At 41.1% G+C, this 11,129-nt stretch carries 12 protein-coding genes and 1 pseudogene; 8 read left to right on the forward strand and 5 right to left on the reverse strand.

The features are described from left to right. Positions 1-350 precede the first annotated feature (350 nt). The gene (locus Q0Y52_RS18275; protein ID WP_297823968.1) at positions 351-551 is read right to left on the reverse strand and encodes a hypothetical protein; all 201 of its coding nucleotides are present in this window, start codon (positions 549-551) and stop codon (positions 351-353) included. 67 nt (positions 552-618) lie between these two features. Between Q0Y52_RS18275 and Q0Y52_RS18280 the strand changes: the two genes are divergently transcribed. The 5 genes from Q0Y52_RS18280 to Q0Y52_RS18300 all read left to right on the forward strand — a co-directional run bounded on the left by Q0Y52_RS18280 (position 619) and on the right by Q0Y52_RS18300 (position 2,937). Continuing rightward, positions 619-1,866, forward strand: coding sequence for a nitrate/nitrite transporter (locus Q0Y52_RS18280; RefSeq protein WP_297823969.1), 1,248 nt, complete (start codon positions 619-621; stop codon positions 1,864-1,866). 170 nt (positions 1,867-2,036) lie between these two features. Then, entirely contained in the window at positions 2,037-2,210 is a 174-nt protein-coding gene (locus Q0Y52_RS18285; protein ID WP_297822729.1) for a helix-turn-helix domain-containing protein, read from the forward strand. A gap of 72 nt (positions 2,211-2,282) precedes the next feature. Continuing rightward, positions 2,283-2,573 (forward strand): hypothetical protein, encoded by a 291-nt coding sequence (locus tag Q0Y52_RS18290; RefSeq protein ID WP_297824025.1) that lies wholly within the window; start codon positions 2,283-2,285, stop codon positions 2,571-2,573. Further along, entirely contained in the window at positions 2,558-2,761 is a 204-nt protein-coding gene (locus Q0Y52_RS18295) for a hypothetical protein (protein WP_297823970.1), read from the forward strand. Before Q0Y52_RS18290 ends, Q0Y52_RS18295 begins: the two co-directional genes overlap by 16 nt. Next, positions 2,758-2,937 carry a hypothetical protein gene (locus Q0Y52_RS18300; RefSeq protein ID WP_297823971.1) on the forward strand — a complete coding sequence of 60 codons (180 nt, stop codon included), beginning with the start codon at positions 2,758-2,760 and terminating at the stop codon, positions 2,935-2,937. Before Q0Y52_RS18295 ends, Q0Y52_RS18300 begins: the two co-directional genes overlap by 4 nt. A 247-nt stretch (positions 2,938-3,184) precedes the next feature. On the opposite strand, the gene Q0Y52_RS18305 is transcribed toward Q0Y52_RS18300, so the two are convergent. Together Q0Y52_RS18305 and Q0Y52_RS18310 are read right to left on the reverse strand one after the other, a co-directional pair. Continuing rightward, positions 3,185-3,550 (reverse strand): HopJ type III effector protein, encoded by a 366-nt coding sequence (locus tag Q0Y52_RS18305; protein ID WP_297823972.1) that lies wholly within the window; start codon positions 3,548-3,550, stop codon positions 3,185-3,187. Beyond that, on the reverse strand, positions 3,547-3,897 hold the full coding sequence (locus Q0Y52_RS18310; protein WP_297823973.1) for a hypothetical protein: 351 nt from the start codon (positions 3,895-3,897) through the stop codon (positions 3,547-3,549). The genes Q0Y52_RS18305 and Q0Y52_RS18310 overlap by 4 nt, the downstream gene beginning before the upstream one ends. A 223-nt stretch (positions 3,898-4,120) precedes the next feature. Between Q0Y52_RS18310 and Q0Y52_RS18315 the strand changes: the two genes are divergently transcribed. Then, on the forward strand, positions 4,121-4,477 hold the full coding sequence (locus Q0Y52_RS18315; RefSeq protein WP_297823974.1) for a hypothetical protein: 357 nt from the start codon (positions 4,121-4,123) through the stop codon (positions 4,475-4,477). Between the two features lie 106 nt (positions 4,478-4,583). Here Q0Y52_RS18315 and typA (Q0Y52_RS18320) read toward each other — a convergent pair whose 3' ends face one another. Both typA (Q0Y52_RS18320) and typA (Q0Y52_RS18325) read right to left on the reverse strand, forming a co-directional pair. Further along, complete coding sequence (gene typA, locus Q0Y52_RS18320; protein WP_297824026.1) at positions 4,584-6,422, reverse strand: translational GTPase TypA; 1,839 nt, start codon at positions 6,420-6,422, stop codon at positions 4,584-4,586. 290 nt (positions 6,423-6,712) lie between these two features. Continuing rightward, complete coding sequence (gene typA, locus Q0Y52_RS18325; protein ID WP_297823975.1) at positions 6,713-8,557, reverse strand: translational GTPase TypA; 1,845 nt, start codon at positions 8,555-8,557, stop codon at positions 6,713-6,715. Between the two features lie 402 nt (positions 8,558-8,959). Between typA (Q0Y52_RS18325) and glnA the strand changes: the two are divergent. After that, positions 8,960-10,372, forward strand: a pseudogene (glnA, locus tag Q0Y52_RS18330) (glutamate--ammonia ligase). 148 nt (positions 10,373-10,520) lie between these two features. After that, complete coding sequence (locus Q0Y52_RS18335; protein WP_297823976.1) at positions 10,521-11,048, forward strand: DUF4124 domain-containing protein; 528 nt, start codon at positions 10,521-10,523, stop codon at positions 11,046-11,048. Positions 11,049-11,129 lie beyond the last annotated feature (81 nt).

Here is an 11,129-nt window from a genome sequence, read left to right on the forward strand (position 1 = left end):
TCTCTATTCTCTGGTCTTCCGTTTTTTAGGCGTCATTCTTCGTTCGGTTATACGCTCTATTTTCTGCTGGAACTTATCATTACCTATGGTTATACCTTTGTTAATTTTATTTTGAATAATAATGGTTATTCAGCATTCCTTTTTTTTTGTATGTCCGAGCATCAATACTTTGCTAGAGAGCTGTTTATTTGCTCAACTGCCTAAATATCACCTCTGCCTTCTATAGCAACTCATCAATCGATAAAGGGATTGCAGCGGTACTTCATGTGGGGTGTCATTTGCTTGGCGCAACAAGGACTTAATCTCTGTAGGTACTTCCAAAAAAAAACGCGCTATCAAAGCCAAATTTTTCAAGAGCCCCACTCAAGGCTCTGGGTTTCAGACGCTGGGTGGAGCAGATGAGGCGCAACCATGTCAAGCTTACCCTCTTTATAACACGCCATCCCCGCTTCAACGTGTTCCGTCATAAGTACAAGTTGCTGCTCAAAGGGTAAGTGAGCAGAAGGATGAGCGTCCTCTGCGGCAACCGCTGCAGGTAATACAAAATGCAAGCAGTCTATTTGGTGTTCAGGAGTAAGGAAGATACACTGATATCCCAAAGTCTGTTTTGAGGTTGCTTTGACAAGGATTAATTCTACTGCTTTTCGCAGCTATAGCCAGCTTGCACTTATTGTTGTTGCTGCTGGGGCCATTTACCCGCTGCTCTATCTGCGCCAAAATTTCGAGCTCTCAATCTTAGAGTCCTTCAATATTACCCAGACACAGTTGCGTTATTGCAGTTCGATGCTTGGCGTTATATTCATGTTGACTTATATTCCAAGTGGTGGACTAGCAGACAGGTTTTCATCGCGAAAATTACTTTGTTTTTCGTTGTTGGCGACGGCTCTACTTGGGTTGTGGTTTTCAACTATGCCGTCTTATTCTGCATTAATAGTTATTTACGGTGCTTGGGGTATAGCAACAGGACTGACCTTTTGGTCAGCGCACATTAAAATCGTCGCCATGTTGGCAGACAAAGATCAACAAGGTAGATTCTTTGGTATTTTGGATGGAGGCCGTGGTTTAATTGAAGCCCTCTTGGCCACCGCTGCTGTTGCATTATTTGCCTATATTCTCAGTCAAGATCCAGACTCCACGAAGATGGCTCTGCAGCAAGTGATTTATCTATATGTCGGCGTTCTACTGATCGTATCGATTCTAGTTTACTGGTTACTTGATGATCTAGAAGCATCAAAGGGTGTGATTGATGACAACACAAAGAGTGTGCTCTTTGATGATTTAAAAGATGTTCTCAGTCGTCGTGAAATATGGCTATGTGCTATCTGTATTGTTTGTGGTTACCAGATATTTTATGCAACCTATTCCTTTTCAGCCTTCTTGCAGCAAAATTTTAACCTTACTGCCGTGATGGTTGGCTATATAACGGTTGCAAAACTATGGATGCGGCCTATTGGTGGAATGGCCGCAGGTTTTATTGGTGACTGGGCTGACCCCCAAAAAGTGCTCTCGATACTCTTAGTTCTCGCTTCATTATCGCTTGCGCTGATGGCGCTTGTACCAGCAAATTCTGCCGCCCTGCTAATGATTTTGATTGTTCTGCTTATTGGATTGCTGAGCTATGGTGTAAGAGGATTGTATTGGGCAACGTTAGGTCGGTGTGATGTGCCTAACAAAATTAAAGGGTTAGCTATTGGTATTATTTCCATGATTGGCTATTTTCCTGAAGTGTATTTACCGCTGCTGAGTGCTTCACTAATAGAGCAGTATCCGAGTGGAGACGGGTATAAGATTTATTATCTAATTGTGTCAAGTGCTGGTTTATTAGGAGCATATGCGGCCTATTTATTGTCTAAAGCAAAGCGTTAATAACATTCTTGGATTCAAATAATAAGTGCATAACTTGAATAGGTAGAAAAAGTGGTCAGCTGAATATATGCTAATCGCTTTTTCTCCGGCAAGAGATGCAACAATGAAAACATATAAACAACTGACCTATGAACAACGATGCCAGATTTATGCCTTAAAGTAAAACAGGTATGAGCCAAAATAAAATAGCCAAACAATTAAATGTTAGCCAATCAACCATTAGCAGAGAGTTTTCCCGTAATACAGGTAAACGAGGTTATCGTTCAAGCAAGCTCAAACATCATCAGATAACGCCGATTAGCAGCTGTAAAACCATTAAAATGACAACAAACTCATTGCATTAATTGATTCAAAATTAAAGAAGATGGAGTCCAGAGCAGATATCTGGGTGGCTTAGAGAAGACCAGAACATCTATATTAGCTATGAAACCATTTATCAGCACATTTGGTCTGACAAGCAATGTGGTGGTCAATTATTCCAATATTTACGTAGAAAAGGCAAAGCTTATCAATCACGTAGCAAAGATAAACAAGCTGGCAGAGGATTTATTAAGAACCGTATAAGTATTGATGAACGCCCACCCGTTGTTGATGATAAAAGTAGAATTGGTGATTGGGAAATTGATCTAGTTATTGGCAAGGGCACAGTGGGGCACTGGTCACTATTGTTGAGCGGAAAACCAGTTTTACTGTGTCGACACGTATAGATGATAAATCAGCCAAAACAGTAACAGCAGCAACCATTGCTTTATTAAAGCCGTTTAAAGATGCCGTACAAACGATCACAGCGGATAATGGTAAAGAATTTGCTTACCATGAAAAGATGACTGAGAGTTTGAAATGTGGTGTTTATTTTGCAGATCCCTTATTGTTCGTGGCAACGAGGGTTAAATGAAAACACCAATGGTCTGTTACGACAATATTGGCCGAAATCAACAGACTTTCAAAAAAGTATCGCAATCAGCAGTTGAAGATGTAATAGTGAAGCTCAATGATAGGCCAAGAAAGAAACTAAATTACAAAACGCCAGCCAAATTAATGGCTGAACACATGGTGGCTATAGCTGCTTAGTGGTTATGCACTTCAGACTTGAATCTGCCATCTAATATGCCAGCACACACAAGACTTTAAAAAAAATGGGGGCAGCGTGTGAGGTGCCCTCAAACATAATATATACAAATCAAAAAATAGTGTTGAGACTAAGGGAACATGCATGGCATTGGTTGATCCGCTTTCTCGCCAAAATTCACACTGCACGACTACCATGAGCCTAAACGTTATCTTGAAAAACACCCTTTTATTCAAGTTTAGCTAGGTTTTAATCCACAGGAGTTAATGCTAAACCATCAAATTTTATCCCAGACCAGCCGGTGAGCATAAAGTTACGAATGTTTGCGTGATCACCACCAGTCGGATGGGCCAATACATCATCACGATAATAACGTCCGAATAAATAGAGTGTTTCGGACTCACTTAATGTATGTAACTGAGCAAAGTGGAAAATCTTACAAGAACCTTCATTGCTGCCAGCTGCATTTTGCAACGTTCCATTGCTAAAACTTACGGGTGTGTAATTATAAGATTGACTGATTACCTGCATCACGCTTGTAAACTCAATAGTGTCTGGGGTTTGATGTAATTGTGTGATGAGATCATTTACAGTCGTCAATGTATGTAAAGTCATAGTGTGTCCGGTGTTTTAGATGGATGAAAAGAAAAGGTTAATTGGCAATCAATATGTTTGAGTATTTTATTGACGAACATCGGTGTGGCAACTGTTCTTTGGTTATTTTCAGATATGACAGTTATTAGAATATCGCAGTTTTGTAGAGGTATTTGCTGGCGAACATAAAAAATATTTAAGTCGTTTGAATTACCTAAATCTTGATCCAAACACACTGTGCCTACTAAACCGTTTTTCTCAGGATAAGGCGCGTAAGTGACCCCTGCCAGTTCTCTGTGCAGTGTGATAGCTTGGTATTTATCTAAGTTAAATAGGCGAAAAGTCACGTCGATTTTGATATTAACCACTCCTAAAACCTGATGATACACAGACGAATTGTGCAGAATAAATCGATGTTAATTATATTCTAACTGTTGAATTAATATCGAGTTTTATGATGTCTTTCCTGATACAAATTAATCAGAATTCAGACTTTTGGGTGAAGATTAATGTATTTCAATGAGTAATTGAAGTGAAGTCACCGGGAGGCTTTTCGTTTAAGCTAGCCATGAGTCTATACAAGGAGCCAAAATGAAAATAGTGATGGGAAAATTCAGCAATGAACCTTTTCATGCTTTATCAAAAAAAGAAGTCAGTTTGTTATTAAAAATAGTGCCTCAGGCGTGGTCTACACAGATAGCCAGTGTGGTATTAAGTTCAAAGATATTTAAGAAAACTAAGCTTGTTAAGCCAGTGGAATATACCAGCACAACTCAACAGCTATCAATTTATTCAAGAGGCTTAGTTCGAGAAGATATCGCGAGACTAGTGTTACTTGAATTAGCCTCATTGTGTGGCGAGCTAACGGAAATTCAGTCTGAGAAAGCCTGTGATGTAAAAACAGTGATTAAACCTTATATGGATAAATTTTTGAAGGTGAGGTTTTAGATATTACGGCGCTGCCCCCAACAGATAGGATATAGCCAATAAAACACCGGCTTTTGCCGGCGTTTTATTGGTACTTGTAAAAATGCGTATCTCGAAGCGCTAAAGCTTAAGCTTTAGCGGGTCGTCCAGCTTGCTTGCGTAAGTTCTCAGTTAATAACTTTTTACGAATACGCGTACTGACAGGTGTCACTTCAACTAATTCATCATTGTCGATGAATTCAAGTGCTTGTTCTAACGACATTATAATGGGGGGAACTAGGCTTTGCGCTTCGTCGGTACCTGATGCACGTACGTTCGTTAGCTGCTTACCTTTGAGGGCGTTAACCGTCAGGTCATTTTCACGAGCATGAATACCTATCACCATGCCTTCGTACACTTCAACCCCGTGGCCGATAAATAAACGGCCGCGTCCTTGTAAGTTGAACAAGGCGTTCGTTAGTGCTTTACCTGTTGCGTTAGCAATCAATACACCGCTTTTACGCTGGCCGATTACGCCGCCTTTATGAGGGCCGTAATGATCAAATGTGTGGTACATCAAACCAGATCCTGATGTCATGGTCATAAAGTCAGTTTGAAAACCTATCAAGCCACGGCTAGGGATCATAAAGTCCATACGGATACGGCCTTTTCCATCGGGTGACATATTGGTTAACTCACCTTTACGTGTACCAATCTGTTCCATGATAGTACCTTGATGCTGCTCCTGAACATCTATGGTCACTGTTTCAAAAGGTTCGTGGGTCACACCATCTACTTGTTTCAAAATCACTTCTGGGCGAGAAACGGCGAGCTCATAACCTTCTCGGCGCATATTTTCAATTAATATGCCTAAGTGAAGTTCACCACGACCAGATACGCGGAACTTGTCTGGATCTTGCGTTTCTTCTACTTTCAGCGCCACGTTGTGGATTAATTCTGTTTGCAAACGTTCATAGATATTACGTGATGTGACGTATTTACCTTCTCTACCACAAAATGGTGAATTATTGACTTGAAAGGTCATGGTCACTGTTGGTTCATCAACAGATAGAGGCGGTAACGCCACAACTGTATTGGGTTCGCATATTGTGTCGGATATCTTAAGTTCACCCACACCTGTTACAGCCACAATGTCACCGGCGTCACCAGAGTCCACTTCGAGGCGCTGAAGCCCTAAATAACCTTGCACTTGACCAACTTTAGCGTTGCGGGTTTTGCCATCAGCACCAATGATCGTCACTTGCTGATTAGGCCTAACCGAACCACTCGTAATACGACCAATGCCAATTACACCCACATAAGAGTTGTAATCAAGTTGAGAAATTTGCATTTGTAATGGGCCGTGCATATCTGCAACCGGCGGCTCAACATGTTTGATGATCGTTTCAAACAAAGGCGTCATGTTATCGCAAGGGACATCTAAATCGTTGGTTGCCCAACCATTTATGGCTGATGCGTAGACTACTTCAAAATCGAGTTGGTCGTCAGTTGCACCTAAATTATCAAATAAATCAAATACCTGATCCATTACCCAACTAGGACGAGCGCCTGGCTTATCAATTTTATTGATTACAACGATAGGCTTTAGACCTTGAGCAAAGGCTTTTTGTGTCACAAAACGAGTTTGTGGCATGGGGCCTTCTTGTGCATCCACCAATAACAAGACTGAATCGGCCATAGACATAACGCGCTCTACTTCACCACCGAAATCGGCGTGCCCAGGCGTGTCTACTATATTGATGCGGAATTCGTTCCATTTAATTGCCGTGTTTTTTGCAAGAATGGTAATACCACGTTCTTTCTCAATATCGTTTGAGTCCATCACACGTTCTTCGGCTACGCCGCGGCTTTCTAAGGTGCCAGACTGTTGTAATAACTTATCAACTAGGGTGGTTTTGCCGTGGTCAACGTGGGCTATGATAGCTATATTCCTCAAATTTTCGATTGAGGTATTGGGTGAACGCATTGTTTTTACTCTCTTAGGGCCACTCATGTGTCATTTAAGACCATTACTCACTAAAGTAATACGTAGCTAAATTGCTGAAAATTTGTGCGCGCGGATTATACATTTTAAAAACGTAAAGGCGATAAATCATTTGAACATAACAATGATATAAAATATTTTACTGGGATATGTGGCTTTGGGTAAATTGTAAGGTTGTCCATGTTAGTTGCTGATAATGATTAGCTTCAGTGCAGATTATATTAAAACCGGCTTTCGCCGGTTTTAATATAATCTTTTAAAAGCTCGAAAATTTATCCTTTAGACGGACGACCTGCTTGCTTACGTAAGTTTTCAGTCAATAACTTTTTACGAATACGCGTACTGATAGGGGTCACTTCAACCAATTCGTCGTTGTCGATGAATTCAAGCGCTTGCTCTAACGTCATGACAATCGGTGGCACTAAGCTTTGCGCTTCGTCGGTACCAGATGAACGTACGTTCGTTAACTGCTTGCCTTTAAGAGCGTTAACCGTTAGGTCATTTTCACGGGCGTGAATACCAATAATCATGCCTTCGTATACTTCAAGGCCATGGCCGATAAATAAACGTCCGCGACTTTGTAAATTAAACAAGGCATTCGTTAGTGCTTTACCCGTAGCATTAGCAATCAATACGCCATTCTTGCGTTGGCCTATTTCACCGCCTTTGTGTGGACCATAGTGGTCAAACGTGTGGTACATCAAACCAGAACCTGAAGTCATGGTCATAAAGTCTGTTTGAAAACCAATCAAGCCACGGCTAGGGATCATGAAATCCATACGTATACGGCCTTTGCCGTCTGGCGCCATATTGGTTAACTCACCTTTACGGGTACCCAACTGTTCCATGACAGAACCTTGATGTTGTTCTTCAACATCGATAGTGACCGATTCGTAAGGTTCGTGAGTGACACCATCAACTTGCTTTAAAATCACTTCTGGGCGAGAAACGGCTAATTCGTATCCTTCACGACGCATGTTTTCAATTAATATGCCTAAGTGAAGTTCACCACGACCTGACACGCGGAATTTATCCGGATCAGTTGGTATTTCTTCCACTTTAAGTGCCACGTTGTGGATCAACTCGTGCTGTAAACGTTCAAGGATATTACGTGAAGTAACGAACTTACCTTCTTTACCAGCAAAAGGAGAGTTATTAACTTGAAATGTCATGGTCACTGTTGGTTCATCAACAGAAAGAGGCGGTAACGCTAACACTTCAGCTGGATCACACACTGTATCGGAGATTTTAAGCTGGCCAACACCAGTAATTGCAACAATATCACCCGCATCAGCAGAATCTACTTCGTGACGTTCTAAACCTAAGTAACCTTGTACTTGTCCAATTTTACCATTACGTGTGTTACCGTCAGCACCAATAATAGTCACTGCTTGGTTAGGCTTAACCGAACCACTGATAATACGACCTATACCTATTACACCCACATAAGAGTTGTAATCAAGTTGAGATATTTGCATTTGTAATGGGCCGTTAATATCGGCAGCAGGTGGCTTAACGTGTTTGATGATCGTTTCAAACAAAGGCGTCATGTTATCGCAAGGGACATCTAAGTCGTTGGTCGCCCAACCATTTATAGCGGATGCGTATACCACTTGAAAATCGAGTTGATCGTCCGTTGCACCTAAGTTATCGAACAAATCAAAAACTTGATCCATGACCCAATCTGGACGAGCGCCTGGCTTATCAATTTTGTTGATAACAACGATTGGCTTTAAACCTTGAGCAAAGGCTTTTTGTGTCACAAAACGGGTTTGTGGCATGGGGCCTTCTTGTGCATCCACCAATAACAAGACTGAATCGGCCATAGACATAACGCGCTCTACTTCACCACCGAAATCGGCGTGCCCAGGCGTGTCTACTATATTGATGCGGAATTCGTTCCATTTAATTGCCGTGTTTTTTGCAAGAATGGTAATACCACGTTCTTTCTCAATATCGTTTGAGTCCATCACGCGTTCTTCGGCTTCGCCGCGACTTTCTTCTAATGTACCCGACTGTTGTAATAACTTATCAACTAAGGTGGTTTTACCGTGGTCGACGTGGGCAATTATCGCTATGTTCCTCAAATTTTCGATTGAGGTGGTTGATGAACTCATTATCTATACTCTGTGATGGCGGTTACTCGTACGTTAGTAACGAGCCGCAAAATTAACTGAAATTTTATCGGGGCATATTATACAGTTTTATCCAACATTTAGCGAACTTCAAATTCATATAGCTGTAAATAAAGGAAGGCCTCTCAATTGTTTAACATTGCATTAACCTGGCGACCTCAGGTGATGCATTTAAGTGCTTCTGCTTTATTATGGTGCAGCGTTGCATTATATTGGTTCGTTTGGTGATGTTTTTTTCGTTTACGCTATTCTAAAAAGACATAAACAAAAGGCATTCCAATCACTTAAGTATGTGGCATGATAATCGCTTTACACTAATAAGTTATGGGTTTGGAGTGAATCGACTCCGACTGATATATTTATACTTTTAATCTGGAGGACACCATGTCAGCACAAAAGGCCTTAGACCTTATTAAAGAAACCGAAGCTAAATTTGTTGATTTACGCTTTACCGATACCAAAGGCAAGGAACAACACGTTTCTATTCCTACTCATCAAGTGACTGAAGATTTCTTCGAAGAAGGCAAAATGTTTGATGGTTCTTCTATCCTTGGTTGGAAAGGCATTAATGAATCAGACATGATTTTAATGCCTGATGGCGATACCGCTGTATCTTGACCCATTCGCTGAAGAAACACAAATCAATATCCGTTGCGATATCTTAGAGCCTATGACTATGCAGGGTTATGACCGTGACCCTCGCTCTGTCGCACGTCGTGCAGAAGAATATTTGATAGTCTACGGGCATCGGTGACACAGCTTTGTTTGGTCCTGAGCCAGAATTTTTCTTGTTTGACGATGTACGTTTCCACACAGATATGGCCGGTTCAATGTTTAAAATTGATTCAAGCGAAGCCAAGTGGAATTCAGGCTCAGAATTCGAAGAAGGCAACATGGCGCACCGTCCTGGTGTTAAAGGCGGTTATTTCCCTGTTCCTCCAGTCGATTCAGCTCATGATACCCGCGCGGCTATGTGTATGGTTATGGAAGAAATGGGCTTAACAGTTGAAGCACATCACCATGAAGTCGCGACTGCTGGTCAAAACGAAATTGCCTGCCTTTTCAATACTTTGGTTAAGAAAGCTGATGAAGTGCAAATTTATAAGTATGTAGTGCATAACGTTGCACATGCTTACGGACAGACTGCTACCTTTATGCCTAAGCCTCTAGTTGGCGATAATGGTTCAGGTATGCACGTTCACCAATCAATTTCTAAAGATGGTAAAAACATCTTTGCTGGTGACAAGTATGCCGGTATGTCTGAAGAAGCTTTGTTCTACATTGGCGGTATCATCAAACATGCTCGCGCAATCAATGCTTTCACTAATGCTTCTACTAACTCGTACAAACGTTTAGTTCCTGGCTTTGAAGCGCCTGTTATGTTGGCATATTCTGCTCGTAACCGTTCTGCTTCTATCCGTATTCCTTTTGTAACCAGTGATCAGTGCTCGTCGTATTGAAGTGCGTTTCCCTGACCCAACAGGCTAACCCTTACTTAGCATTCACTGCATGTTGATGGCTGGCCTTGATGGGATTAAAAACAAAATTCACCCTGGCGATTCAATGGATAAAGACTTGTATGACTTACCTGCAGAAGAAGCAGCAGCCATACCTCAAGTCTGTAGTTCATTTGAGCAAGCACTAGAAGCCCTTAACAACGACCGTGAATTCTTAACCGCTGGTGGGGTTATGTCTGATGCATCCATCGATGCTTACATCGAGCTAAAAAGTGCAGAAGTTGAAAAGCTAAACATGACAACTCACCCAGTTGAGTTTGATATGTATTACAGCGTATAAAACTCCAAGCTTTTAGCTGATTATCTTGAATAGTCATTAAAATAAATCACAAGCCCGCATTTGCGGGCTTTTTTTTACCTGTAATAAGGCTACACTTAATGACTCACTCTGCGGCAAAGAGTCGCTGATATTTGGAGTATGACATACTATGAGATTCGCCTTTGTTATCTGTTTATTATTATTGTGCATAAGTGTTTCGGCGCAGGTGGTGTATAAAACGATAAAGGCCGATGGCAGCGTGGTTTACAGTGATGTTCGCAGCGATGGTGCGGTACCTGTTAACCTATCCTCTATGAATACTGTTGTTGTTCCTACTCTCAATAATGCTGCCAGCCAAACAACTAGCCAACTTAATCCTATAAAAAAACTCAGTCCTGAAGTGCAGTATCAAGTATTTATTCTTTCTCCCGCTGCGGGACAAACATTACGTGATAATTCCGGTGCAGTCACCATTCATGCAGAAGTGGCACCCCAAAAATCTGGAAAATTTCAATTAGTTATTGATAATAAGATAGTTAAAACTCAATTAAAAAGTAAATTTCAATTAGAAAATGTTCATCGAGGCGCTCACACCATTCAAATTGATTTTCTTGACAACTCAGGCAAGATCCTTGCATCGTCGAATCAGCAGACCTTTTATCTGCACAAAGCTTCTGCTTTGATCAATGCTAACTAGTGTAAATCGGTTTATTTTTATAAAAAGTAGTATCTATATCAAAGCAGCTAAATAATACTTTGCACTATATAAGTGCATTAA

This window comes from uncultured Paraglaciecola sp. (genome assembly GCF_943787955.1).
Lineage (GTDB): Bacteria > Pseudomonadota > Gammaproteobacteria > Enterobacterales > Alteromonadaceae > Paraglaciecola.

Coding starts and splice junctions, on each gene's coding strand:
- Q0Y52_RS18285 (WP_297822729.1), top strand. CDS start 2,037: ATGAGCCAAAATAAAATAGCCAAACAATTAAATGTTAGCCAATCAACC.
- Q0Y52_RS18300 (WP_297823971.1), top strand. CDS start 2,758: ATGAAAACACCAATGGTCTGTTACGACAATATTGGCCGAAATCAACAG.
- Q0Y52_RS18305 (WP_297823972.1), bottom strand. CDS start 3,550: ATGACTTTACATACATTGACGACTGTAAATGATCTCATCACACAATTA.
- Q0Y52_RS18315 (WP_297823974.1), top strand. CDS start 4,121: ATGAAAATAGTGATGGGAAAATTCAGCAATGAACCTTTTCATGCTTTA.
- typA (WP_297824026.1), bottom strand. CDS start 6,422: ATGCGTTCACCCAATACCTCAATCGAAAATTTGAGGAATATAGCTATC.
- typA (WP_297823975.1), bottom strand. CDS start 8,557: ATGAGTTCATCAACCACCTCAATCGAAAATTTGAGGAACATAGCGATA.
- Q0Y52_RS18335 (WP_297823976.1), top strand. CDS start 10,521: ATGAGATTCGCCTTTGTTATCTGTTTATTATTATTGTGCATAAGTGTT.